This is a genomic window from Pseudoalteromonas sp. GW168-MNA-CIBAN-0100 (assembly GCF_040309225.1).
Classification (GTDB): Bacteria; Pseudomonadota; Gammaproteobacteria; order Enterobacterales; family Alteromonadaceae; genus Pseudoalteromonas; species Pseudoalteromonas arctica.
On sequence record NZ_JBEOOL010000031.1, the window covers coordinates 1 to 26581 of the forward strand.

Consider the following 26581-nt stretch of genomic DNA (forward strand, 5'->3'; position numbering starts at 1 on the left):
GGGTCATGATGGATTTGAACCATCGACCAATTGATTAAAAGTCAACTGCTCTACCAACTGAGCTAATGACCCGCTCTGACGTTGCGTTTTATAACAACTTAGTATTCTACGTAAATCCGCCGATAAAAGACCATTCAAAGAATGGTGGGTTATGATGGATTTGAACCATCGACCAATTGATTAAAAGTCAACTGCTCTACCAACTGAGCTAATAACCCGCTCTTTTTGTCGCATTTCGAGTGGGGTAACCATTCGTTTGCTGCGGGCGCTTATAATACTTATTTATAAAATGAGTGCAACCGAAATTGTCTCTTTTTTTAAGTTTTTATGTCTAGATGCACAAAATTAAACCGTTTGTGCTCAAACTACATGCAAATCCAAGATTCTTCGAGAGTTTCCATGTAGTTTGCTCGCCCTAACTAGAAATTTAATCGCTAGTGAACTTTAGTTTCCTAAACGATCAGTTGCTAGTTTTGCAGCGGTTGTACTTGGGTATTGATTGATAAGATCGCTCAATATTTTTTGTGCTTGCGCCGCTGAACCTTGATCTTGTAAAAGTGTGCCTAACTTTAGCATTGCATCTGGACGTTTATTAGAATTTGGAAATTCGTTCACAACGACTTTAAAGTGCTCTACTGCTTTTACACCATCATTTTTAATAGTAAGCAACTGCCCTAACCAATAATGCGCATTAGACGCATATACAGAGTTTGGGTAGGTAGTTAAAAACGTTTGAAATTCAGGAATCGCTTGGTCATAGCGTTTATCTTTCATTATTAACGCAACAGCGCGCTCATAGGCTTCGTTTTCAGATAAGTCACTGCTATAGGTCTGTGCATTGCTTTGTTGCGTGTAATCAGTTGCGGGAGCTGCTGCTGGCTGTGTATAAGCCTGGCTCACGCGGTTTTCAATTTCTTGATACAACTCACGCTGACGCTGCAGTACTTTTTCAAGCTTGTAGCTTTGCTCTTCGGTTACACCTCGAATTTGGCTTACTTCGTCTTGTAACAAGTTAAGCTGTTGCTGTAACTCCACTTGCAAAAAGTTACGCTGTTGCATCATATTCTCAAGCGACGCTAATCGCTTCTCAATACTTGATTGTGAACTCGCAGCTTCTGAAACAGGAGCGGGAGCAGCCATTAACTGGGTGCTCCCGCTCAATATCATGGCTGCCAAAATAATTTTCGGCTTCATAATATCTCTTATCTTAGTAAACTAGTACCGCACGGCGGTTTTTAGCGAAAGCTGATTCAGTGCGAGACTTAACCATTGGCTTCTCTTCACCGTAGCTTACCACTGACATTTGGCTAGCTGAAACACCTAAGCTTAATAAGTATTTTTCAACTGCTTGGCCACGGTGCTCACCTAGTGCAATATTGTACTCTGGAGTACCGCGCTCATCTGCATGGCCTTCAATTAGTACTTTAACTGATGAGTTTTGAACTAAAAACTCAGCATGTGCACGAAGTAAGTCTGCGTACTTGCTTTCAACTGTCGCAGTATCAAAATCAAAGTAGATTACTTGCTCTTGACGAAGTGCTTCGTACTTTTGACGAAGTTGCTCTTCTGCTTGTTGCTCAGGAGAGATTGTAGCTACTTCAACTGTATCAGTGTTAGTTGATTGCTCAACAACGCCTTGATTTGATTGATTTGCAGCACCTTCATCAATATCTGAAGATGAGCTACAAGCTGCTAATGTCATTACTGGCACAGCAATTAGCAGGCCTTTAAGTATTTTGTTAAGTTGCATTGAGTAGATTCCTATTTTGAGTAAACCAGTAATATTACTGTAAGTATGGCGACCAAGCTGGTGCCTTTACTTGTCCGTCTAGCACAGGTAACCGTGCCTTAAAGCGGCCGTCCATCGATACTAGCGCAAGTACCTGTTTATTATTATGAAGCGTGCTATATATAATCATCGAACCATTTGGCGCTATGCTCGGTGATTCATCTAGGCGTGTTCTCGTTAATACTTGGAACGCGCCTGTAGCCAGCTCTTTCTTAGCAAGATGGTACTGCCCGTTGGTACGGTTAACCATCACTAATTCTTTTCCATCTGGTGTTATTGAACCAGCAAGATTCATATCACCATCAAAGGTGAGTCGTTGTGACCTACCTGTTTTTAAATTTAACTTATAAATCTGAGCATTACCACCCCTTTCAGATGTAAACACAATATCTTGACCATTAGGGTGCCAAGATGGCTCAGTATCTATGCTACGGTGATTTGTTAAGCGTGTTTCTTTACGTGTAGCTAGGTCAAGCATGTAAACTTCTGTTGCACCCGTCTTGTCCTTAGAAAGCACTAACAATAGCTTTTTACCATCTGGCGAAAACTGCGGTGCACCATTAATACCACGGTAGCTTGCTATTATTTCGCGTTTACCTGTGTATATATCTTGAATGTAAATTTGGCTTTGACGGTTTTCAAACGTTACATACGCTAACTTAGTACCATCTGGTGACCACGCTGGCGACATTAAAGGCTCTTTTGAGCGAAGTAATACTTGCTCATTAAACCCGTCATAGTCTGCAACAACTAACTGATAAGGCTTATCATCATTATCACGTACTATTACATAGGCAATTTTAGTTAAAAATGCGCCTTTTTCACCAGTCAATCTTTCATAAATAACGTCACTGATTCGATGAGAGTAACGGCGAAAACCACTTTCACCAATAACACTTTCACGCGCTTCCAAAATATGATCTTGGCTTTTAACTAGCTTACCATTACTCATCATTTGTGTGTTGCCACCGGTAATTTGGCCGCGGATCACGTCAACTAACTCATAACGCACTAAGTAACGCCCATCAGTTTGCTGCTCAACTTCGCCCACTAATATCGCTTCCACACCTTTATTAACCCAAGATGCGTAATCAATTTCGCTATCTTTGGTTGGCTGTTGTGGCATCTGCGCTACATCTACAGGTTTAAATTTACCACTGCGCATTAAATCGGCAGCAATAACACTGCTTAATTTTTCAGGGATTGGGCCAACACCTTGGTACTTAAAAGGTACTATAGCAATGGGCCTTGCACCATCTACACCCTCAGTTATTACAATTTCAAGTGCTGCATTAGTAACACCCACAAACCCAAACAGTAAAACTAAACAGGCTATTTTTATTTTGTTGAACATATCATTCCTTTAAAATTCTGGCTTGATTGTTAAATTAATATTCTTAAGTTGTTCGAATACGTCTTTATCTTTAGATACCGGTAATGTGTCGGCCATGCGCACTGCTCTTAATGCAGCTTCACATACCAACTTATCGCCACCTAATGATTTAACTTGCGTTACTAAACCATTAAAACCTAAACGAATATTTACTCGGCACTGTTGGTTTTTCATTTTTTCATCAATCAATAAGTTTTGCTGAATACGCGCCATAATTAATGCACGGTACTTATCAACTTCGCTTACCACTTGTTGTTGACGTATTTTACTACGGGCAGCCTGCTCTTTGGCAAGTTGCTCTTGTAACATTTGCTCTTGCATTGCCTGCTGGCGTTTACGTTCTGCCTCGGCTGCACGCTCTTTTGCTTCTTCTTCACGTTTTTTACGTTCAGCTTCTGCTTTTTTAAGTGCGTCTTCTTCGGTTTTACGCTTATCAGCAGCAGCTTTTGCTGCACTTTCAGCTTCTTGCTTTTGCTTTTCAGCTTGTTTAGCTTTAGCGCGCTCTTTTTGCTCAATAGCACGTGCTTTTTTAGCTTGTGCTTGCGCCTCGGCTGTTTCTTTTTCTTTAGCTTTACGTTCTTGCTCTAGCTTTTTAATATGCCTAGATTCAGATTCTCGTTGCTTACGTGCATTGGCCGCTCTGCGTTCTAAATCGCGGATACGTTTGTCTTCAGCACTTTTTTTATCTTTTTCTTTCTTTTGAAGTTCAGCAATTTTTTGCTCAACTTGTTTTTGATCAACTGTAACGGCTGATACTGCTTTATCTGGCGTAGGTATAGCCGAATTAAGCGTTACTTCCATTACTTTAGGTGCTGGCGGATGAATGTTTGCAGACGCATACAAAAAACCACCAATGCCTAAATGAAGTACTATCGATTTTACTACTGAACTATTCATACAGCTACTTCCCCTCAAAGGATTCAGTCATTAATCCTACTGATGGTACGCCTGCATTTTTCAAAAAATCCATTAGTAATAATACTTCTTGATACGACACCTTACCCGAGCCTTTAATCATAACTGGCACGTCAGGGTTTTTCATTAACTGTAATTTTATAACCGCAGCAACATCAAGTGCTTCCATAGGCTCTTCAGGATCAGTACCTACGCTTACATAATATTTACCCTCTGCATCAATTGAAGCAATAATGGGAGGAGTATCTTTAGTATCAACTAAATCAGACTCTTCCATTTTAGGTAAATCAACTTTTACACCGTGTGTAATAAGCGGTGCTGTTGCCATAAATATAATAAGTAATACCAACATTACATCAATGTAAGGTACTACATTAATTTCTGCGACCGGACGGCGCTTTTTACGCTGATACATTCGCTTGTGCCTCTATTTGTGTAGCTGCTTGACGGTGTAAAATATTAGCAAACTCTTCCATAAAGTTAATATAGTGAGACTCAAGCTTTTCAACACTGTTTGAAAAGCGGTTATAAGCAATAACGGCCGGAATTGCCGCGAATAAACCCATAGCAGTCGCAATAAGTGCCTCTGCTATACCGGGTGCTACCATTTGTAATGTAGCTTGCTTAACTTCACCTAGTGCAATAAAGGCATTCATAATACCCCACACTGTACCAAACAAACCGATGTACGGACTAATAGAACCTACCGTTGCTAAAAACGATAAGCTAGATTCAATTTTTTCAATTTCACGAGAAAGCGCAACACGCATAGAACGATGCGTCCCTTCCATAACAATACTCGCACTTTGAAATGTATTCTTTTTATGACGAGCAAACTCCTTAAAGCCTGAAGTAAATAAGGCTTCAATACCTTGAGACTGACCGCTGCGTGACGATATTTCGTTATACAATTTACTTAGATCAATACCAGACCAAAATTTTTGCTCAAATTTCTTAGCATTTGATAGTGCATCTGATATTGCTTTTTTACGCTGAAATATAATTGTCCACGACATTACAGACATGGCAACTAGCCCTAACATCACTAACTGAACAAGCAAGCTTGCTTCTAAAATTAGGTCTAAAAAATTAAGCCCTGATCCCACGTTAAACTCCTAAGTAATTTCAAAATACGGCAAATTGGTTAATTTGTGTAAATATGACCGTTTATACGGTCAAAAGTTGCATCTAGTGTATCTAGTCCATTTCAAGCTGACAACGGTATTGCTATGAATAGGCAACAAAAAACGTTAAAAAACAGCTTTAGTTGGCATTTCCATTTGCCTCAGTATTTTATTTAATCTTTTAAATAAACTCGCTAACTATAAATATGCGTAAATATATAAGTAAAACGTCATAAAATGCGCCGTTTATTCAAAATAAGAGCATAAACACTCAAAACCTATAAGCCTTACCTTCACGTAACAGTAAAACTAATACCGAGCCACATCAAAAGAAATTACTTAAGCTAGAAATTTCATTAACTTATAAATTTAACGATTAATTAACGCGCAAGATTCAAACAACAATAAAATTCACCGAATTAGTTTTTCTAATCTGAAAATACAAATTTTCTAGTTTGAACAAAAAGATGATCTTACGTATTATTCTCCCATACCGAACTAGCGCACTGAATGAGATAGTTTCATTAAGCCAAGTTCTTAGTAATAGGATATTTTATCGTATTACATTGTTTTACTCTTTCTGGATAAAACCAAATTCAGTAAAACGTAGTTCCCTGGATTACTTCCTTCAACTTGTTGTTTGCCCGCATTTTTTGCGGGCTTTTTTTTGCCTACAATTTAGTGCGCTACATACTTTATTTATAAACTAATAATTGCCCTACCTATTTTACAATAAGTAATCCGGTTACTAGTTTGAATGGTACGCAGGATAGCTTCGCGAGTCTTAACGCCCTGTGAATTAACAGTTAACTATAAAGCGTATAAGTATTTTGAAATAACATTTGCAACAGTGTGCTGAGGTTTTGGGTAAAATACCAGCCGTATAAATATTTGAAATAAAGGTATACTAAGTCAATTACCTGCTGCGCAATAAACCACAGCAAGTAATGTATATGATGAGGCTAGTCTTTTTTAGGAAGTAAACCAAAGTGATGATATGCACTGTCAGACACTATTCGCCCACGCGGAGTACGCTGAATAAACCCTTGCTGAATTAAAAACGGCTCTATTACATCTTCTATTGTTTCACGCTCTTCACCAATAGCTGCAGCTACATTGTCGAGTCCTACTGGGCCGCCCATGAATTTTTCAATTATGGCGAGTAAATATTTGCGATCCATATAATCAAAACCACTTTTATCTACATCAATCATATCAAGCGCTTGCTTAGCTACTTCGGCGTTTACTGTGCCGTCATATTTTACCTGTGTGTAATCGCGTACACGGCGTAATAAACGGTTTGCAATACGTGGTGTACCACGTGAACGTTGTGCAATTTCGGTTGCGCCGTCGTCACACATTTCTAAACCAAGATAATGTGCAGAGCGCCCTACTATGTGCGACAAATCTTCTACAGAATAAAACTCTAATCGCTGCACAATACCAAAACGGTCACGCAGTGGCGATGTTAGCGAGCCTGCTCGCGTAGTGGCACCAATAAGTGTAAATGCAGGTAAGTCTAATTTAATAGAACGCGCAGCTGGGCCTTCACCAATCATTATATCAAGCTGGTAGTCTTCCATTGCTGGATACAGTATTTCTTCAACTTGCGGGCTTAGCCTGTGTATTTCATCAATAAACAGTACATCGCCTTCTTCTAAATTAGTAAGTAACGCAGCTAAATCACCTGCTTTTTCAAGTACAGGGCCGGATGTTGTTTTAATACTTACGTGTAATTCGTTGGCTACAATATTTGCAAGCGTGGTTTTACCAAGCCCTGGTGGGCCAAATATTAATAAATGATCGAGCGCTTCACCACGGGTTCGAGCAGCTTCAATAAAAATTTCCATTTGCTGCTTAACATGAGGCTGGCCTCTGTAGTCGGCTAAAAGTTTTGGTCTTATTGCACGATCTATAGAGTCTTCATTTGTTTTTTCAGTCGCATCAATTAAGCGATCCGCTTCAATCATGGGTTACTCACAACATTGATTTTAAAGATTCTCTAATAAGAACCTCAGTAGACATATCGGGTTTGCTTATCGATTTTACTGCTTTTTGAGCTTGTGGCAATTTATAACCTAATGCAAGCAGTGCCGATACGGCATCATCGGCTGCGTTATTAGCTATTGTCGCATCGCTCATTGGCTCTATTACTGCGCTGTCGCTAAATGGCGTAAATAAATCATTACCCCAATCTTTTAATCTGTCTTTCATTTCGAGTACTAAACGCTCGGCTGTTTTTTTACCTACACCCGGTAATTTAACTAGCGACGTTGAGTCTTCGTTATTTACACAGCTTACAAATTGCTTTGCCGACATGCCCGATAAAATAGCTAAGCCAAGTTTTGGCCCAACGCCATTTGCTTTTAATAGCTCTCTAAACAAGGCACGTTCAACTTTATTATTAAAACCAAATAATAGCTGAGCATCTTCACGCACTACAAAGTGGGTGTAAACAATCGCGTTTTCACCAATTTTTGCTAAATCGTAAAAACAGGTCATTGGCATTTGTACTTCGTAACCGACACCACTTACTTCGAGTAATATTTCTGGTGGCTGTTTTTCGACTAAAATACCATTTAAGCGGCCTATCATAGTTATTTCCTTAAACGTCCTCTAACGGTTTTGCTTGCGCTACCCGCTAGTTTAATTAAATTTTGTTCTGAGTGAGCGTGGCAAATCGCAATAGCGAGTGCATCAGCTGCATCGGCCTGTGGCGTACCTGGTAATTTTAAAATATTTTTTACCATGTGTTGCACTTGTGTTTTATCAGCGCCACCGTTGCCTACTACTGCTTGCTTAATTTGCCTAGCTGAGTATTCAAATACGGGTAAGTCGGCCATTGCAGCGCCAACAATCGCCGCGCCTCTAGCTTGGCCTAGTTTTAAAGCTGAATCGGGGTTGTGCGCCATAAATACTTTTTCAATGGCAAAAGTTTCTGGCGAAAACTGTTCAATAAGCTGTGTAATGCCTTGGTAGATCATTTTAAGCCTAACCGGAAAAGGATGATCGGCTAACTTAATACAACCACTGCCTAAGTATGTAAATTTAGAACCTTGATGGGCAACAACGCCATATCCGGTCAAACGTGAACCAGGATCGATCCCTAAAATAATGGCCAAACAGCACTCCATTGTTATTATTTTTAAATTACGCTAATAATGCCAGAGCACTGTATAAATTACCAGTACAAAGAAAAACAAAAATGCCCACGTGTTAGGTGGGCATTTGAAGGAGCATGTTAGTTTAAGCTTACCCTAGGGCACGCACTAATCCTTGGGTATTTTGTTTAAGTGTTCGAGCAATCATTAAATAGCCTAAACCAGCCACAAATACACCGCCAGCTACCGGACCAATAATCCATATATGCGGATGTAACTTACCTGCTAAATCAAACATTTGTTGCTGCACAATTAAAAGCGCTATATCACTAAAAAATGCGGCAACTAAGCCAGCTAAACCGCCGAGTAATAAAAACTCGTACAAGGTCGCGTTTTTAATTAATCGGCTTTTAGCGCCAAGTGTTCGCAGTATTACAATTTCTTGCATACGCTCACCTAAACTAGCTTGCACTTGCGATATAAGTACAAGCGCGCCACACAGCACAACAATTGCAAGTACAAAGCCAATGGCGAGTGATACTTGCGAAATAGTTGTTTGTATTTGCTTAACAAAGTTATCAATATCAATCGCTGTAATAGTAGGGTAAGTACGCAATAACTGGCTAAAGTCACGCTTTTGATCTGGGTTTATACGTACCGACGAAATATACGTTGCCGGAAAATCTGCAAGTACATCTGGGCTTAAAATAATAAAAAAGTTAGGTTTAAGCGTGGCCCAATTAACTTTGCGCACACTGGTGATTTTAGCGTCGAACGACTGCGAACCAATTAAAAATGTAAGCGTATCGCCTATCTCAACATCTAAACGCTCAAGCATCGACTCCTCTACTGAGGCTTCAGCCATCGCATTTTCACCAAACCACGTGCCTTGTGTTACTTCATTTTGGTCAGGCACATCTTTAAGCCATGTAAGGTTTAGCTCGCGGCCAATACCTGCACGTGCTTCTTCGTCTTTTTTCTCGTTGTCTTGCAGCGATACAGAACGTGCTACCAACTCGCCGTTTACCGCATTTACGCGTCCACGAATAGTGGGATAAAACTCTGATACCTGAATATCTTTTTGTGCTAAATACTCATTAATTGGCTCAAGCTCATTTTGCGTAATATTAACTAAAAACGCATTAGGCGCATCGGCAGGAAGTTGCGACTGCCAATCAGATATCATGTCGTTTTTAAGTACCACTAAAAACAGCAGTAATTTAATCGCTAACGAAAAACTAATTAACTGTACCGCGTTCACATTTGCACGCTTTTGAATAGATGCAATTGCAAGCGACCAACTGTTACCTGGCTTAAGCCCTAATTTTCGACCGCCACCAAATATTAATTTAGATATCAAAAACAACACACCAATTAGCGCAAGCGTTGAGGCAAACAAAATAAGCGTTATTTTTATGTTGTTACTAAATAACCACATTAATAAAAACACAGTTAGCGCACTCATGCCTAAATGCACACGACTTACTGCCAACTTGTCACCTAAGTTACGGCGCAGCACTCTAAGCGGTGGAATATCAAATAAATCAAATAACGGTTTAATAGAAAACATAACGGCACAAATTACGCCAGTGCTTATAGCCACCAGCCAAGGTTTAAAGCCACCTAAAGGTAGCTCTGTGCCCATACTTTTTGATAAGTAACTTGTTGCTATTTCTTGCAAGCCATAACCAATTAACAGCCCAACACTTACCGCCATTGCACATACAAGCAATAAATGGAGCATGTATATTTTGCGGATCATTGAACGGCTACCGCCTAGCGTTTTCATCATCGCTACTGGATCGTATTGGCGTTCACAATAACGTTTTGCTGAAACGGCTATAGCCACTGCGGCTAAAATAATACCTAATAGGCCGGCAAGTAATAAAAAGCTCTCTGCACGGTTTAAACTATTTGAAATAGGTGATTGACGGTCTTTAACGCCGTACCATTGTTGGTTTTCTTTCATTTGTGGTTTAAGCCACTCGTAAAAGCTATTTATATCGGCCTCACTACCTGCATAAAGTTGGCGATAATAAACACGACTACCTGGCTGCACAACTTCGGTTTTTGCCACATCGTCAATATTAATAAGCACGCGGCGGCTGCTTGAAAATACATTAAATGGCGCATCGGGCTCTTCTACAATCACTTTTGAAACATTAAATAATGCAGCACCAAGCTCTACTTGCGCGCCTATATCAATATTTAAACTGTAAAATACTGATTCACTTAGCCACACATTACCAGGCGTTGGTCCGCTATTAGCAACCTTAGTTTCACCTGTTAAGGTATCTTTAACTTTTAACTGCCCTTTTAACGGGTACGCATTAGATGCCGCTTTTACTGAGCTAAACTGCATTTCATCATCGGCAAACAACATAGTGTCGAAGTACACCATTTGCGCCGTTTTTAAATTTTGGCTCTGTGCTTTAGTAATAAAAGCAGTGTCGAGAACATGATCGCTTGCAAGTACACGGTCTGCTGCTATAAAAGCACTGCTTTTTTGCGCAATACTTTGCCCTATTCGCTCAGTAACCATAGACAGTGTAAGCACGGTTAAAACAGCAAGGGCGATAGCTGCGCTTATAACTGTTAGCTCACCACGGCGAAATTCTCGCGAAAATAACTTAAGCGCTAACTTAACCCACATTAGCAACGTCCTCTACTTGGCTTTTTACCAGTAAGCCCGCTTCTATTTGAATAATGTGCTCACATTTTTGTGCAAGCCCTTCATCGTGAGTAACCAAAATAAGCGTAGTGCCGTGTTGCGTGTTTAAATCAAATAATAACGATTCAATCATTTTACCGTTTTTGCTGTCTAAATTAGCCGAAGGCTCATCAGCAAACAATATTTTAGGTGTACCAATAAATGCTCGCGCAATAGCAACACGCTGTTGTTCACCGCCAGAGAGTTGCGACGGGTAATGGTCAATTCGATGGCTCAAGCCTACTTTTTCAAGCAAAGCAATTGCTTGCTCTTTTGCGTCACTTTCACCAGCAAGCTCTGCTGGCAGCATAACGTTTTCAAGTGCCGTTAAGCTTTGTACTAACATGAACGATTGAAACACAAATCCAATTTTAGCCGCGCGCAGTGCAGCACGCTCTTCTTCATCTAAATTCTGTAATGGCTCGCCATCTAAAAATATTTCGCCGCTGCTTGCGGTATCCAGCCCTGCTAATAAACTGAGTAACGTTGATTTACCAGAGCCCGACGTGCCAACAATAGCAACAGACTCGCCATGCTTGACATTAAAGCTGATGTCGCTGAGGATGGGCAGCTCACCTTCAAAGGTAGAGACTACTTTAGACAAACCATTAACCTGAATTATATTTAATTGAGAAAGCGCTGACATATGACTCATTCAATCCTTCGTTTAGTATTCATTTTATTTTTAGTTATCAAACCGCTGAGCGCAGCAGCCGACAACACGATTTTAATACTCGGTGACAGTTTAAGCGCAGCCTACGGACTTCAACAAGAAGAAGGCTGGGTAAAATTGTTACAAGATAAATACGATGACGAACAAGCCGACATTGAACTTATCAACGCCAGTATTAGTGGCGAAACATCTGGTGGAGCCCTACGCCGTTTAGATGCATTGCTTGAGCAATACGAACCCACTCATGTACTTATTGAGCTAGGTGCTAATGACGGTTTACGTGGTTTCCCTGTCAAAAAAATGCAAACTAACTTAACGTCTCTTATTCAAAAAAGCCAAGCAGCTAATGCGATGACCGCCTTAATGGAGATTTACATTCCCCCTAATTACGGTCCGCGTTACAGCAAAATGTTTACAGACACTTTCTCGCGCGTTAGCGAAGAGACAAATGCGCATTTAATGAACTTTTTTATGCTCGATGTTGCAGGTCAACCTGAGCTAATGCAAAACGATAGTTTACACCCTAACAAAAAAGCTCAGCCATTAATACGAGATGAGATGTATGACTCGATCAAAAAGTGGTTAAATAAAGACTAGCCAATTAATACACCGCAAGAGTGCCTTTTTAGGTCTCTTGCGTAATAAACACCCAAACAAACAATCGCTTATTGATTTTTAAAAAAATACACGTACTATTGCATACAAATCGGTATGTGGCGCAGCTTGGTAGCGCACTGTCATGGGGTGGCAGGGGTCGAGAGTTCGAATCTCTCCATACCGACCAATTAACAACATCTGACCTTAGATCCAAACCTAATCCTGAGCTTTCAATACTTCCGTAAAATAATACTTATAGCGTTAATTGATATCACGAGTATCTAGGTGTAAGGTTAATTCCAGATATAAATTTATTTGAGGTGGTAAAATGAGTAAAGACAAGAAAAAAATCACAAAGAGTATGATTTTAAGATCTGTTGCTAGCTCTACTGCCATCGAAACTGGCGAAACAGTTAAAACAATAGAGAAAAAGCTAAAAGCAAACAAACTCAAATATGAGTCTCTTTCGCTCGCTATTTAATTATATCTCTCACAAGCCTTTCAATGTGTTGGTAATTTTTATTTACACCCGCTTGAATTGACTTGAAATAAAAGTCTTTATGCTCGTCCCACAAGCTATAATCAAGCGTTCCTTTACCAGCTTTACTGCACAAAAAATCCATTAATAAACGGCTTATCCTACCGTTACCTTCACGAAATGGATGAATTAAAATAAACTCAACATGGCTCTGCGCTATAAATGACACTAGCTCTTCATCTGTCATTTCTGGTAAATTATTAAATCGAGATAAATACTCACCTTCAAATAACCTAATATTTTTCTCAATTTGTAAAGGCGACATAAACTGAAATCCGCCCTTGCCCATATCAATACTTCTTATTTTACCTGCCCATTCGTATACATTACCTAGCCACTGCCTGTGCCAATTAGCAATATTTTGAAAAGAAAATGTACCATTTTTTGAGTCAGTCGTCGTAAAAATTTTTTCATATAGCTTAACTAAAAGAACGGCTTCAATATCATCCATTTCCGTTTCATCAACAATCGCTAACTTGTTTGCTAAAACTAGCCTTTCAGACCCAGGTTGATATTGCGCTTCAACAGAATCACTAACGTATTTAGACATTTTATTGAACCAGTAAAATAATGAGTGTAAAAGTGCGTACCAACCAATGCAAGTAACCTTTAGCGTTGCCCATTTTATGTAAGTCAAAACTATGTAAATCACTGAATATGAAATACCATAATGATGAAACTAAACGGCAAACTTTTGATTCAAAATGGTCTGGTAGAAATGCTGTGCTTATACCATGAAAGCCAAAGGAGGTTTAAAACGCGAAGTACTAATACCCAACGATTTATCAGCTAAATTGAAACTTCGTAAATTTAAACAAGCTGTCACTATTGTTGATAGAAAAATAAACCACTTACAGCGCTACGATATAGGAGGCGGTAAAAAGTGGTCTGATTCACTTAATAAAGTATCAAACCGTACTCTCTCTCTTTCCAATGGTGCACATGGACTCAGGCATAGCTACGCACAAGAAAGACTATTAGAACTGATACTTAACCAATATCCATACCAAATAGCATTAGAAACCGTTTCGCAAGAAATGGGACATTTTAGGGCTGAGATTACTAAGGTATATTTACGCTAAATTAAAGTTACCGTGAAGATAGCTTTAATTTCAAGTCTTATCTATTTCTTTGAAGATTTACTAGGTTTTAATCCTGGGGTGTTCCCTGGGTATTTTTATTATCACGTCTACGTGTATCAGGTTTGCCAATTGAATCAGCAATTGGTTTTGGTACAAGCTTAAGTGCCATAACCGTTATCCTAGTAATTTATGAGGAAATCCCTTCATGTACTGTGTTTAAAATACAGACTAATCTACTATTAAAAAATCAGAAATTAAATTCCCCATATTTGAACCTAAACTATCTAAAAGTTCAGGGAGTGTGTTAGAAAAACTTTTTTCTTGCTTAAGAGCTAGGCGAATATTTTCTAAACTCACAATGTCCTCATTAAAATTAGATTTATTAAACCCTTGATCTAAAATATTTGAAAGCTCTTTATCTAAAAATCTTCTTTTTGGGCTAACCTTTTCATTGGCATGTAGTACTTCTGCATCATAGTTAAATATTTCAGCAACATGAAGTAACAACCAAAACTCAAACGTTGGATTTGACAATGCGATTTTATAGTCTTTTTCATTACAAATTGGGAGAATCTCAAGAATCGCATTTCTTCGTGATTCAACTGACTCTCTATCAATTACGAGCCACAAGATATCTATATCTTGTTTGAAATCAAATTTTGCTGTTATATGGTTTTCTAAATTCTGAAGTACATTCCTAGGATCGCTGCCTTCGTTAGGTTTTTCTACTAACTCAATTTCGACTAAACTCTTCAAATTTTCAGAAAGTTTACGTTTGATAGCATTAAAATATCCTGGCTCTGTCTTACAACCCTCACAACTTATAATTACTACACATTTTGGATCAGAAGCTAGTTCCTGATACTCTGGGCTGGAAAAGCTATTTTCTTTAAAAGGCATTATTCATCCCATGAAATATTCTGAAAGTTTTTAAAAACTGGAACTGCACCATACCTTCCTACTAAATAAGCTTTTTCTATCTTTTTATCATATCTTTCTTTAAAAGAATTAAGAGAAAACAATTTAGAGCTATGATCCCGTGCCTTTTCAACAAACCATATTTCATCCCTTCTCAATATATCAAGATCCATTAGAGTCGACTCATGTGTAGAAACTATTAATTGTGACTTAGAATCCTGTAATGCATGAAATAAACTAAAAAATTCTTTAGTTAGCTTTGGGTGCAAACTACGATCAAACTCGTCAACTAAAATCGTATGGTTTTCAGAAAACTTACTTAATAGAGGGATAAAATCTAATAACCTTCTTGTACCATCTGATTCTTCTTTTAGTTCGAATGCCTCTTTATGCTTTCCACCATGAATGAAAGCCAATTTTTTTACCTTAATTTCGTCATCGGTATTTTTGTACAATGTTAATAATTCACTATCTCCGTGTATTGCTGCCTCGAAAGCATCATCATTGCTAGAGTCTTTAATAATTCTAGCCTTAAGACTATCAGGGTAATTCTTAAGTGCTTCCTCAAAATCCTCTTCAACTGTGCAAATTTCTGTAACACCCGTATCGAATTTACTTAGGTAATTAGTTAGATCTTTTATTAGACCATTTGTAACTGTTTTAAAGCCGCAATACTTATCGTCTGGATAGAAAATATCTAACTTATCCGAGAACCAATCAAAAACTAAATTTAATTCTTTTACTTCAGATAGTTGTAACTCTTTATCGGCAATTTCTGACAAGAAAAGTTGAGATTTTTGATTTTTCATATCATCGACATAAATTTCAAAACGGCCTTTCAATTCACCCGATTGTAAAGCTTTACCTAAAGAAATATTTGAGCCCACTCTTTCAAAAATCTTTCTCGGGCTATTTAACCCAATTTCATACAACCACTCTTCTACGATCTGTCCAGATGTTAAAATAGTACTGAAGCTGTATGAGTAAAACTTACCATCTAGTTGAATCTCAAATTCAAATTTTGTTTCTTCCTTTGAATTAAAATCACTTAGACGAAAATGTTTTTTGTAAGTGTCTACACTATCAATTCCATTTACTATGATTTTACGAGCAAAATCAATGGCTTTAATTAAGTTTGATTTTCCAGAAGCATTCGCACCATAAATTACACCCGTTTTTAATATTCTAACATTCCCAAAATCAACGACATGGTTATTCAAGATACGGGTGCTACCAGCAGTCATATCAAATGTTTGCTCAGCATTGAATGACGAAAAATTCGCTAATTTAAACTTTTTAAGCACTAGAAATCGACCTTGTATTTGGTTTTTAGAGATTTATTCTCTATATTTCAGCAAGTTTATACCTCTTACGCTACTGTATCAATAAAGTTTAGATAATTAGATCGAATATAGTACCTTAAAAATCAGAGATTGCTTGTTAACTTAAGCTGCCATTTATTTATAAACATCAGCCTTTTCTCCATATACTCCTGCATATTATAACCCCCCTGCACACCTTGCAATTGATGGTTGAGAATTTTTTCAACCACTATCGGAACAGCTCCAATATCAGCATCACCTAAACGAGTAGCGACTGTCCTACGTAAATCATGAGGTACAAATTTAGGTACTCCTAATTGCTCTAGTTTACGACTAATAGATCGTGATAATGAATGTCTATCAATAGGCTGCTCACTTGGGCCTGATTTATTTATTGTTGTACTAGGAAACACATCTTTAGAATTGAGATAGCCAAATGCTGCACGTAACTCATCAAGCAAAATAACCATATTTTGAGTAATCGGTACTTTATGGGTTCTCTCGCCATATTTTTTGCTTTACGTGCTCGGCTGAGCTTGCCCGGATTATTTTATCAAAATTAAACTCTTGCCACTGTGCGCCTGTAACCTCTATTGGCCGACAACCTGTTAGTTATGCATTAGAATGCGTATATGGCTTGTTGGCTTACGCATGACTGGGGAAGACGTTCAAATGCTTGAATAGCCTCTTTAAACATTTGCGTAAGAATAGACTACGTTTTGCGCCTCTATCTGTTATTGGATCAAGTATCTTTTAAAAATTTCGCGGCGGGTTATTTCTTTAAACTTATAATAGCCAATAAATAAAAGCGTCAATTGACGCTTTCTAACTAAATAATACTAGTGCTTGCGCCCTACACCATTACGTACCATGTCTTGCCCTGTTTGGAATACGTCTTCTGTAATACCGCGCGCTAAAAGTAGCTTTTGTTGGTCGTCAAACACAGCAACAAAACGGCTGCCATCTTTGTTATTAGTAGCCATACCAACACCGGCAACACCTTTAAGTCCAAAACCACCGTTTTCGACATCTATTAAAAAGCTTTCTAGTTCGGCTAAAGTATCAATTACGTCATTTTCATTATTCATTTTAAAACTCTTTTAGTAAGGCCTTGATCATTATGGTGGCTATTTTATAGAGAAGAGCCAAAAACTTAAACCCTTTGCTCAGGTTAGTAACTAAATAGACTTTATAGCTAACTCTAAATTGCTTAGCGCACAACCAAACTCTTTTGCATTAACGCGATGATACTGTGTGTCACTCGTTGCTGTAAGGCTAATTATAAACTCATCTTGTTGAGCTACCGCACTTTGCTCTTGGCTTAGGCACATCGCTTGAGTAAGTGATCGCAGTTTTGAATTTGTTAAAATTGAGCCAAAACGCTGCACTGGCAGTGGAGGTATTTTTATAGCGGGTAACGCTTCATCTATTGTGCGTGCGCTTAAGGTAAACGTGTTATTGGTAATTTCAATTACACTGCTTGTAGGCCAATACGAGTAGCTATAGCTCTTACTCTCAGGTTGTGCTTTACCTTGGTTAGCTAAATGCACTACACCACTTTTGCCTATTACGGTTATTAAACTACCTTCTGGCGATTTAATAACAACCAAAGCCGTATTTTCGTCAATACCAAAACCATGTTGAATCTCTGTTTTAGTCTTTTTTACTTCATTTTTATTTAACGCCGCTGCGAGCCTAAATGTACGGTTTTGTTCGCTAAACTGAGTATCTAGTACACCAAAATTAAAGCTGCCAAGTCCACCAGCATTAGTGTTATTTTCATTTTTGCGAAGTGCCTCAAGGCTTGTCGTATTTGTAAGCATGCCCGTCACTTTACTTTGGATTGCTGCGCCCGCGCCTTCACCTACAATTACTGGGCGAGTTTGCAATGCTTGCGTCCACGGGTATGGATTATTGTTTTGATCAAATAATACCTTGTGAGTTAATGCTGCATTACCGCTATTAAACATCACACCGGTACTATTTTTAATAAGTGATACAAGTGCATTAGTGCCACTTTTGCATAAAGCGTATTCGGCCTTTGTGTACTCTGGATAAATTGCTTCCCGGTTATACACATTCATTAATGTATTTCTGAGAGCGGGTAATTCATCGCACGAGTTACTCGTAATCGCTTTAGCAAGTGCTGGCGTTAGTGCTAACCATTGAGTGTTTATATTTGATTGTGCTAAAAGACTCTGCGCTACATCTGCCGACTCATAAGGGTCGCGGCTCGATGCCGTAATAGCAAGCATGGTGGGTTTTGCGTTATTAACTTTTAAACTCCCCGACACAAATTGTAAAATACTATTAGTCGCGACCTCAATATTAAAATCGGTATTTACTTGCTCTTTTAAGCGCTCAGCGTTTTTATCAAGTAGCGGCACTTCTAGCATATCAAATACAAAGTTGTATTCTTGCTGAGTCAGGCTTTCTAATTGCTGGTTATTTATATCACGCCATAGCCATAATAAATCTGTTTTAGATACGCTATTTGACGATTTACCTAGCAAGGTTTTAAGTGTTTTTAATACAGCCGTTTTTGCCTCAACGTTATTATTAGGCCAGTGCTGCGTGATATTTTTTATTTGAGCGTTGCTAACAGCATATAAATTATGTGACTTACCATCAATAGCAGTCTCTTTTTGGCAATTGTTAAGCTTTGCGCTAGTACAGGTAGTAAGCTCTGACCCCACTAAAATTAAAGTTTGGTTTTGCTCTTGAGCCACTGCATTTATTGAATATCCAACACCAAACAATGCCACTAACATACCTAGTAACTTCGGCTGTTGATCACGTAAAAATGCACATATCATAATGTAAACTCTAATATAAATTATAAAACTAATATGTTGTAGTTTAACAGCTAGCCACTTGAGCCTAAATATATTTTTATAAATGTTAAATAATTCAAGCCCCTGAAAAGCGATAGCGTTAAGTGCTTCATTTAAATAAATTGTTTAGCTTACATGCTTGCCCTTGTAAATATTAACTAAACAAATTTAAACAGAGCATTTATTGATCAAATTCATTGTTTAAATTACGGTGGTGCATTGTTTTATGTAACTAGGGTGAAATATGGACTTTTCTAATGAAGAGGTAAATTTTTTAGCTGAGTTATTCAAACCAAATACAAAACAACGTTCCCCTCGCGATCATATGCTTACAATGAAAAGCTCTATACCCGCGAGTATTGCTCACCTTTTTACCCACGCTAATCTAACTTTGCTTGCTGAAGTTGCTAATTACCAACTTTGGTTTCCCTTGCAATTAAAAATTGATGAGTTAGGTGTAATTAACCCCACTTTGAGCGCACCAGAAGTAATTGATACAAAGGGCACTCAACGTAGTTGGCGCTGGAGTGAGCTAAATATTAAAAGCCAAGGTTTTAATATTGAATCGATTTCCAGTACTGGAATATTTTTAAAACCGTTAAAAAGTGGAGAGAGCTTAAAAAAATTACAGCACATGAGCTTTACCTTACCCAACAAAGAAAGTATATCGATAGATGTAGAACCCGTTAGGCAAAGTAGCCTAGGGATTGCAGCAAAAATCACTCAGATTCATAGCGGACAAGAGCAATTACGCGCCTATCTGTTTGAAGAACATAAACGCCAATATGCTAAGCTGTACGAAGATGGACAACTAATTGAACAGTTAATTTAGTCCCTTTTAAACACTCACAAGCACTTCACTTGGCTTTATTTAACCCCCTCTCAATGTTAATCTGTCCCCCTATTAATAAATCATAAGGATATGACAATGCCAGGTGCTTTTGCGCACATCACAGCCGTTAATATTGCAACGCAAACCAAATCACTCGCTAAAATGGATATGCCTAAAAAGGCAAAACTTATTTTGAGCCAACGCCAAGCATACCTTGAACTAGGCTGTGTAGCCCCCGATTATCCTTACTTAGCAGTAGCGCAGCCTAGCCAAAATGCGTGGGCCGACCTAATGCACTATGAGCACACAGGCGATTTACTTAAAGCCATGATTGAATACTGCAAAACACTTGAAAGTGAAGCATTTGAAAAGTGTTTTGCTTGGTTATGCGGTTATATGGCCCATGTTGCTGCGGATATAACAGTGCATCCGGTTGTTGAATTAAAAGTAGGCCCGTATGAGCAAAATCAAACGGCGCACCGTACCTGCGAAATGAACCAAGATGCATTTATTTGGCAGCGTTTAAATTTAGGTGAGTTAGGTTATGCTGACCGCGTGCAACAAAATATTGGATCTTGTACTAACAAAGACGATAATTTTGATACCGATATTGCAAAAATTTGGCAACATGCTTTATTAACGGTTCACCCAAGCTACGCAGCACAACACGCTCCTAACTTTAATTCATGGCATAACGGTTTTCAGCTTGTAGTAAATAATGTTGAAGAAAGCTATCGATTATTTGCCTGTGCACGCCATGTTGCTGCTGATTTAGGTTTGTTTTATCCTCGCCCAAACGAAGTTGACTCCACTTTTATTGAACAACTAAAAACGCCGCACGAGCCTATGCATTACAACGATATTTTTGACTTTGCCGTTAGTAACATTCAGCACTACATAACTATTATTGCCAATGCCGTATTTTTAGGTACTGATTGCAGTGCAATTAAAAATTGGAACCTAGATACAGGCTACGATGAACACAACACGATGACGGTATGGAGCAAATAAAATGAAACACTTACTTTGTATAAGCCTCATAGTATTACTTAGCGGTTGCTACACTCCTAAAAACAACAATCCAGAAGTGATGGCCGACTTAGCCTCGCAATTAAAAGATATTGCTACAGCCGTTGATGGCACATTAAAATTTAGTGAAACACCCTATTCAACAACTGATGAGTTATTAAAAGCTGCTGTTAATAACGATTTAAGCAAACTTGCACCCTTTGGGGAATACACGCTTATCGTGAACATACAAGATGATAACGCAGTGCTACTCTTATGTGATGCCAATACTGCTTTAATTGAAGATGCAGGCTGTACTGCTCAATCAGATATACAGCATTGGGGAGCTGAGGCTATTCATCAGTGCGAAATAACCATAAACGCCCAACAGCTCTGTAATTAGGTAATAAAACCCAGCTAGTTTTATAGAACATACATACCTTAGGTGTATATGTTCTATATAGTGCCCACTAAATACATTTAAAGTTGAGCTGTCATCTCTTTAGGGTTAAATACTAAGCCATGGCGACTAACATGCTGTGCAAAATTTTCGGCTGGCATTGGTTTAGCAAAGTAAAAGCCCTGAAATTCTTTACACCCCATTTGCGTCATTATTGCTACTTGCTCTTGGGTTTCTACTCCTTCGGCTACACACTTAATATCAAGCTCTTCACACATAACGTGCACCGCTTTAACTAAACTTTTTTGACGCGTAGAGCTCGTTACTTGGCTTATTAATGAGCGATCTAACTTGAGCTTGTTAATAGGGTAATCGGCAAGGCGTGCAATATTAGAATAACCCACCCCAAAATCATCGACCGAAATAGTAAAACCCCACGATTGCAGCGTTTGCATAAGCTTTAGCGAATGCGTTTGGTTTGCCTCAAGAGAGGTTTCAGTCAGTTCTAACTCTATTTGAGGTGGCTTTACGTTAAAGTCGGCAAGGTATTTAACCAGTTTTGACATAAAATCGGTTTGGCTAAAATCAATTAGAGATATATTTATTGCCACCGGCACACTCGGTAAACCCGCCTTGGTCCAATCGGCAATTTGAGCGCACACCTTTTGAATAATCAGGTCGGTTAGCCGACTAACCATTCTGTATTCTTCGGCAATAGGAATAAATACCACTGGCGACACATTACCCAGTATTGGACTGTTCCAACGCGCTAAGGCTTCAAGCCCTATACATTGACCCGTTGCATCTACTTTAGGTTGATAGTGCACCGACAAATCGCCCTGCTGAAGCGCTTCATCTAATAACATTGAAATTTCGTATTTTTCAATAAAAGCTTGTGATTGTTTTTCGTTATAACCACTAAGGGGCATATTACAATTTGCTAGTTTAAGTGCTTCGCATGCATTGCTAAGTACTGTTGCGCTGTTTTTTCCATGATCAGGATACTTTGCAAAACCAAATAAAAATGATTGCTGACACTTAGTGCCAAATACATTATATGTTTTATCTAATGTATTTTTTATTTGCATCAATAGCTTATCTTCTAGCTCGTTTTGCGAGTTTGCGCCAATTATAAAAGCAAGCTTTCCTACTCCTATATGAGCACACAACAGCGGCCCATCTGGCATCGCTTTTAAACGCTTGTACGCGTTAATAAGTAATGCTTGAGAGTCGGCTTTAGTGAGCTTTAAATTTAAGTATTCACTATTTGCACTTTGCGCAACAACGATATAAAAACCTTTTTGGTATTTGCTTGTTAATCTGTCGCATTGCAGCTCAAACCATTCTCTATTAGGTAGTTTTGTTTGCGAGTCTCTAAAGCGTAAACGTTTATTTTCTTGTTCCATCATCGATAAATTTTGTTTAATGAGCTGCTCTTGCGTGCAATCGTAAAAGTCATATACACGGTAGTTTGTACTCATTGTTATTTGCTGATAACTGGCTTTAAAATAACTTTTTTTGTACTTCACAATTTTATTTTGAGCATTAGAGTCGTCAAAAACTAAGGCCGGAAATAAATGAGAAAGATTAACACTTCCTTCTTTTAATTCTTTTTTTATACCAAACATATCAATAGCATGTTGATTAAAATCAGTAATGACAAGGTTTTCGTCAACAATAACTTTGGCTTTATTTGATTCGGTGAACAGGCTTCGATAAAGCTCATTTTTATCTTTAAGGTGTGTATTAGCGCTTATCATTGTTTTGTTTAAACGCTTAGCAGCCACAATTGTGCGCGCCACAGCAAGGGGAATACAAATGTTAAAAAATAAAAATATAAGCCCTGTAATGTATAAGTCAGCGTCGGGAAGTTGTTGAGCTATGCCGGTTAAACCCGAGACATCAACGTTATTGATGATCATATAAAACGGTACAATATTTAATACGCCATAAGCAAAGGCTGTTCTATAACCAAGGAGCATAAGTGCGATTATTGGGCAGGAATACATATACATAGAGCCCACTTTAGCAAGCTCTAGGTCTGTTAAAAATAAGTTCATTGACACGCTAGCAGCTACAATAGCGATTAAAAGTACATGAGCGCTGAAGTGATAAAAACGCTTACTTGCTATAAGCAAACCGCATACAGTCGCAAAAAAACTGCTTGTTAATACAACAATATAAATTAAGTTAAACTCAATAGCGCTTGCGTACGTGTGGCACACCACAGCAAAACATAACACCATTACTAATGATAGAATAATGCGCAGTGCACTTACTCGCCAATTAGCAACCTGATCAGGGGCTGAATAGTGATCATTTAATAAAAAGAACCTATTGAAAAAATGCATAATAAACAACAGTTAAAGCTCATTCTTCTATTAGACATTGATAACTTGTTAAAATCAATCTAATGAATATAATTTCTATTTACATTGTTCTATAAAATAGACAGGTGTAAACCTGCTCGTTAGCCGTTAAACATTCATTTTTCGAGTGTTTTTACAGTTATCTTCTTTAAGCGCGAAACCACTGCATCCTAAAAATTCACCGTGCTTAGATTTACGTTTACGCATTTCGCGACCACACTTTTCACAAATTGGATGCTGCGTTTTACACTCTGTATTCACACATTGTGAATACGTGCTTTTATCAACTGATGGGCTACTACAGCTTTTACACACTCGTAGTTTAGTTTCGCAAATCTGCGTATTAGTACAGCTATAATAATCACCATACTGACCCGTTTTTGGCACAATTAATCCGTCGCTGCACGTATTACACTCTCTTTGCTTTAGTTGCGACTTGTTAAACAACGTGGAGCCGATTTGAATAGGATAATCGTCATTTACTAGTTCTTTTACAAACGCTGAGCATGCATAAGGGTCTGCAATTAGATACGCTTTATGTTTTGCGCGCGTAATACCTACATAAAGCAAACGCCTTTCTTCTGAGTGAGTGAATTCATCTTGCTCTGGTAATAACGACTCCACCAGCAAGTTATTTTGATTATCGCTAGGAAACCCTAATTTACCTTGTTCAAAACCAATAATAATACAGTAATCGGCTTCAAGCCCCTTAGCGCTATGCAATGTCCAAAAATAAAGAGGGTTTGTATGCTTTTTATCTTTTAAATGCTGCTGCACGCTATTTAACATGTATCTATATCGACTAAGTATGGCAATGCTCGCTGATGCATCATTTTTTTGAATAGTGCTTATGCTCTGTTGTACTTTCATTTCTATCGATTTAGTACCTTGGTATAAATCGTCTAATAAAATAACTTGTGGTGTGGTTACTTGTGTATGTGTGCTGATCTGCTTTTTATATTGCTCAGGGTTTTGCATTACAAAACGCCCTGCTACATCACTAATACTATTGTTATATCTAAATGTTTTTTGCAGCATAGTAAGAGAGTGGCTGCCCACTAATTCATTAAAGCGTGTAGTAAGCGCTAAATTACCACCCGAGAACCGATAAATTGCTTGCCAGTCATCACCAACAGCAGTAAAGCGTATTCCGTTACCATGTTTTAATATGGCATTTATGAAAGCCATGCGCGCGCTTGATATATCTTGAAACTCATCAACTAAAATGTGGCTCCATGGAATATTAAAATCTCCGCTTACTATCGCCTTTGTTGCTTGAATAATCATGTCGTCAAAATCAATGGTACTTTGCGCGTTTAGTTCATTTATATAAGCATCATGAATTTGCACTAACAAGTTTGCATATTGCTGGTAATTTTTAATACCACTTTGCTTAATGCGCTGTTCTATTTGCTTATTACTTAGTTGCTCCACTCGAATAGCTTGTAAACATTTTATGTACTTATCAATGCCTTGCTGTAACTGCCCTGAGTTATTTAAAGTATGAAATATTTCGTCGTTACTTAAAGGTGTTAATTCAACATTATGCTTCTTTAATTGCTTTGCGAGGGTTTGCTCTAGCTTTCCTTCTACCCAGTTGTAATGAAAGGTCTCGAGTAAGGTGGTGCCATTTTGTTTATGCAGTTTGCGCTTAAATGCAACTTGCTCGTTATAATGTTTTTTATCTATATCGGCACGTGTATTCCCTTGCCTATCAATGCCAAAGTGCTCTAGGTAAATATCATATTGAGGTATATAAAAGTCTGGTTGGTATTGCCCACTTAGCTCTGCGCCTTGGCTAAAGTGATAATTCACCTCATAACTGTGCGGTACGCAATTCAAATGTAGCCAGTTTGAAATAAGCACTTCCTGATAACTTTTTACTTTATGACCCGCAAGGCTACGGTATTCGTTATCGCGTACGTACCGCTCGTACTGTGCATTATCTTTAAAGCTAAATATATCAATCGGCTCATGGAGTAAATCTAAAAATGCTTTTAAAAACTGTGGTTCGGTTTGTATTTTTTTACTTACCCACCCAGTTAACCAACTATTTAATTGAACTGGGTCAGTTGCAAATTTTGATAATTCGATTGGCTTTTTAGCACTTTGTAGTAATTTAAGCCCAAGCGCATGAAACGTTAAAATAGTGGGTGCTTTGGTATGCAATTTTGCATGCGTGGCGCGTTTAATAAAGCGCTCTTTAATCTCATTTGCTGCTGTTTTATTATAGGCCAGCACCAAAATTTGCTCAGGCTTGGCAATATTGCATGCTATTAAATCTAAAGACTTTGCTACCATCACAGATGTTTTACCTGTGCCTGCTGCTGCTAATACTAAATTTTTATCGTTATCGCGTATTACCGCTAAGCGCTGCTCTGTTGTTAATGGATTTGACTCTACTTGATTAAAAAAGTCATTTTTAAGAGTTAGTTGTTTTTTTTCATATTTATGGCGCAACTGTGCAATTGCATCGTGAGTATTGGGCGTAGTGCTCAGTATATTTAAAAATTTAATACTACTTTGCGATAAGTGCTGTTGCCACACACTTGTACTTTTAGCGTACTGCTTGGTAAGCAAAAACACATCATTATTAAGTGTTTTTATGGAACTATCACGTAAAAACTCATCTAAAGCATAGCGCTTAAGCGAAATCTTTGCGTTATTTACCTTTTGCTCAAGCAGGGTTGAAAACCGCGTGTTAAGGGCCGTATTTAAAGCGTTCGCTTGTGATTTGTTTAAAAAGCTAATTGATGTATTGCTACTGTCGCACAAATTAATTCTGGCGCTAAATAAACGGTTTTTAAGTATTGAGTAATTATAAAAGTCTTTAATTAAAAATGTCCGTGCGGGAGCGCTTCTAAAATGCACAACAAGGCGCTCTTGTTCAATAGTTACGTGTTTAATACGGGTAAAAAAACGGCCTAGCCAACTTGGAGTAGCAATATACTGCGCCATAATACTCAATATGAAGAT

General features: G+C 38.2%; 24 protein-coding genes, 3 tRNA genes and 1 pseudogene. 7 read left to right on the top strand and 21 right to left on the bottom strand.

Annotation, left to right across the window (positions count from 1 at the left end; all coding sequences use genetic code 11):
- The 13 genes from AAEY62_RS16540 to AAEY62_RS16600 all read right to left on the bottom strand — a co-directional run bounded on the left by AAEY62_RS16540 (position 1) and on the right by AAEY62_RS16600 (position 11678).
- Positions 1 to 72 (bottom strand) — tRNA-Lys (locus AAEY62_RS16540).
- A gap of 70 nt (positions 73 to 142) precedes the next feature.
- A tRNA-Lys gene (locus AAEY62_RS16545) sits at positions 143 to 218 on the bottom strand.
- Between the two features lie 226 nt (positions 219 to 444).
- On the bottom strand, positions 445 to 1194 hold the full coding sequence (ybgF, locus tag AAEY62_RS16550; protein ID WP_024590479.1) for a tol-pal system protein YbgF: 750 nt from the start codon (positions 1192 to 1194) through the stop codon (positions 445 to 447).
- Positions 1195 to 1207: 13 nt separating this feature from the next.
- A complete protein-coding gene (gene pal / locus AAEY62_RS16555) occupies positions 1208 to 1750 on the bottom strand; it encodes a peptidoglycan-associated lipoprotein Pal (RefSeq protein WP_024590480.1) in 543 nt (180 codons plus the stop codon).
- A gap of 34 nt (positions 1751 to 1784) precedes the next feature.
- Positions 1785 to 3143, bottom strand: coding sequence for a Tol-Pal system beta propeller repeat protein TolB (gene tolB / locus AAEY62_RS16560; protein WP_350635406.1), 1359 nt, complete (start codon positions 3141 to 3143; stop codon positions 1785 to 1787).
- Between the two features lie 9 nt (positions 3144 to 3152).
- A complete protein-coding gene (tolA, locus tag AAEY62_RS16565) occupies positions 3153 to 4079 on the bottom strand; it encodes a cell envelope integrity protein TolA (RefSeq protein WP_007580388.1) in 927 nt (308 codons plus the stop codon).
- Between the two features lie 4 nt (positions 4080 to 4083).
- Positions 4084 to 4512: a protein TolR gene (gene tolR / locus AAEY62_RS16570; protein WP_007580386.1), complete on the bottom strand. Its 429-nt coding sequence runs from the start codon at positions 4510 to 4512 to the stop codon at positions 4084 to 4086.
- Positions 4499 to 5203, bottom strand: a complete 705-nt coding sequence (gene tolQ / locus AAEY62_RS16575; RefSeq protein ID WP_007580384.1) for a protein TolQ — start codon at positions 5201 to 5203, stop codon at positions 4499 to 4501. The genes tolR and tolQ overlap by 14 nt, the downstream gene beginning before the upstream one ends.
- 980 nt (positions 5204 to 6183) lie before the next feature.
- Entirely contained in the window at positions 6184 to 7191 is a 1008-nt protein-coding gene (gene ruvB / locus AAEY62_RS16580) for a Holliday junction branch migration DNA helicase RuvB (protein ID WP_101217502.1), read from the bottom strand.
- A gap of 7 nt (positions 7192 to 7198) precedes the next feature.
- The gene (gene ruvA / locus AAEY62_RS16585; protein ID WP_350635408.1) at positions 7199 to 7816 is read right to left on the bottom strand and encodes a Holliday junction branch migration protein RuvA; all 618 of its coding nucleotides are present in this window, start codon (positions 7814 to 7816) and stop codon (positions 7199 to 7201) included.
- Positions 7817 to 7818: 2 nt separating this feature from the next.
- Positions 7819 to 8343 carry a crossover junction endodeoxyribonuclease RuvC gene (ruvC, locus tag AAEY62_RS16590; protein ID WP_002960649.1) on the bottom strand — a complete coding sequence of 175 codons (525 nt, stop codon included), beginning with the start codon at positions 8341 to 8343 and terminating at the stop codon, positions 7819 to 7821.
- Between the two features lie 130 nt (positions 8344 to 8473).
- Positions 8474 to 10975, bottom strand: a complete 2502-nt coding sequence (locus AAEY62_RS16595) for an ABC transporter permease (RefSeq protein ID WP_350635410.1) — start codon at positions 10973 to 10975, stop codon at positions 8474 to 8476.
- Positions 10965 to 11678, bottom strand: a complete 714-nt coding sequence (locus AAEY62_RS16600) for an ABC transporter ATP-binding protein (RefSeq protein WP_350635441.1) — start codon at positions 11676 to 11678, stop codon at positions 10965 to 10967. Before AAEY62_RS16600 ends, AAEY62_RS16595 begins: the two co-directional genes overlap by 11 nt.
- Between AAEY62_RS16600 and AAEY62_RS16605 the strand changes: the two genes are divergently transcribed.
- From AAEY62_RS16605 to AAEY62_RS16615, 3 genes are all read left to right on the top strand, one after another.
- Positions 11679 to 12302, top strand: coding sequence for an arylesterase (locus AAEY62_RS16605; RefSeq protein ID WP_007580376.1), 624 nt, complete (start codon positions 11679 to 11681; stop codon positions 12300 to 12302).
- 110 nt (positions 12303 to 12412) lie between these two features.
- Positions 12413 to 12489: transfer RNA gene (locus AAEY62_RS16610), tRNA-Pro, on the top strand.
- Positions 12490 to 12630: 141 nt separating this feature from the next.
- A complete protein-coding gene (locus AAEY62_RS16615; RefSeq protein WP_165722321.1) occupies positions 12631 to 12783 on the top strand; it encodes a hypothetical protein in 153 nt (50 codons plus the stop codon).
- On the opposite strand, the gene AAEY62_RS16620 is transcribed toward AAEY62_RS16615, so the two are convergent.
- Complete coding sequence (locus tag AAEY62_RS16620) at positions 12776 to 13390, bottom strand: Fic/DOC family protein (protein ID WP_350635412.1); 615 nt, start codon at positions 13388 to 13390, stop codon at positions 12776 to 12778. The two genes, AAEY62_RS16615 and AAEY62_RS16620, sit on opposite strands and share 8 nt — an antisense overlap.
- A gap of 184 nt (positions 13391 to 13574) precedes the next feature.
- On the opposite strand from AAEY62_RS16620, the gene AAEY62_RS16625 reads away from it, so the two are divergent.
- Complete coding sequence (locus AAEY62_RS16625) at positions 13575 to 13922, top strand: site-specific integrase (RefSeq protein ID WP_197101686.1); 348 nt, start codon at positions 13575 to 13577, stop codon at positions 13920 to 13922.
- A 228-nt stretch (positions 13923 to 14150) separates the two neighbouring features.
- On the opposite strand, the gene AAEY62_RS16630 is transcribed toward AAEY62_RS16625, so the two are convergent.
- The 5 genes and pseudogenes from AAEY62_RS16630 to AAEY62_RS16650 form a co-directional block, all read right to left on the bottom strand.
- A complete protein-coding gene (locus AAEY62_RS16630; protein ID WP_197101685.1) occupies positions 14151 to 14822 on the bottom strand; it encodes an RloB family protein in 672 nt (223 codons plus the stop codon).
- On the bottom strand, positions 14822 to 16144 hold the full coding sequence (locus AAEY62_RS16635) for an AAA family ATPase (RefSeq protein WP_197101683.1): 1323 nt from the start codon (positions 16142 to 16144) through the stop codon (positions 14822 to 14824). Before AAEY62_RS16635 ends, AAEY62_RS16630 begins: the two co-directional genes overlap by 1 nt.
- 122 nt (positions 16145 to 16266) lie before the next feature.
- A pseudogene (locus tag AAEY62_RS16640) lies at positions 16267 to 16653 on the bottom strand (site-specific integrase); the annotation flags it as partial.
- A gap of 348 nt (positions 16654 to 17001) precedes the next feature.
- Positions 17002 to 17250 carry a hypothetical protein gene (locus AAEY62_RS16645; protein ID WP_024590530.1) on the bottom strand — a complete coding sequence of 83 codons (249 nt, stop codon included), beginning with the start codon at positions 17248 to 17250 and terminating at the stop codon, positions 17002 to 17004.
- A 90-nt stretch (positions 17251 to 17340) separates the two neighbouring features.
- Positions 17341 to 18978, bottom strand: coding sequence for a cyanophycinase (locus AAEY62_RS16650; protein ID WP_350635417.1), 1638 nt, complete (start codon positions 18976 to 18978; stop codon positions 17341 to 17343).
- A 262-nt stretch (positions 18979 to 19240) separates the two neighbouring features.
- Between AAEY62_RS16650 and AAEY62_RS16655 the strand changes: the two genes are divergently transcribed.
- The 3 genes from AAEY62_RS16655 to AAEY62_RS16665 all read left to right on the top strand — a co-directional run bounded on the left by AAEY62_RS16655 (position 19241) and on the right by AAEY62_RS16665 (position 21239).
- A complete protein-coding gene (locus AAEY62_RS16655; protein ID WP_165722340.1) occupies positions 19241 to 19828 on the top strand; it encodes a hypothetical protein in 588 nt (195 codons plus the stop codon).
- Positions 19829 to 19924: 96 nt separating this feature from the next.
- On the top strand, positions 19925 to 20839 hold the full coding sequence (locus tag AAEY62_RS16660; RefSeq protein ID WP_350635419.1) for a zinc dependent phospholipase C family protein: 915 nt from the start codon (positions 19925 to 19927) through the stop codon (positions 20837 to 20839).
- A 1-nt stretch (position 20840) separates the two neighbouring features.
- Positions 20841 to 21239: a hypothetical protein gene (locus AAEY62_RS16665; RefSeq protein WP_024609342.1), complete on the top strand. Its 399-nt coding sequence runs from the start codon at positions 20841 to 20843 to the stop codon at positions 21237 to 21239.
- Between the two features lie 77 nt (positions 21240 to 21316).
- Here AAEY62_RS16665 and AAEY62_RS16670 read toward each other — a convergent pair whose 3' ends face one another.
- Both AAEY62_RS16670 and AAEY62_RS16675 read right to left on the bottom strand, forming a co-directional pair.
- Entirely contained in the window at positions 21317 to 23587 is a 2271-nt protein-coding gene (locus tag AAEY62_RS16670) for a putative bifunctional diguanylate cyclase/phosphodiesterase (protein ID WP_350635421.1), read from the bottom strand.
- Positions 23588 to 23713: 126 nt separating this feature from the next.
- Complete coding sequence (locus AAEY62_RS16675) at positions 23714 to 26563, bottom strand: UvrD-helicase domain-containing protein (protein ID WP_350635423.1); 2850 nt, start codon at positions 26561 to 26563, stop codon at positions 23714 to 23716.
- Positions 26564 to 26581: the final 18 nt, after the last annotated feature.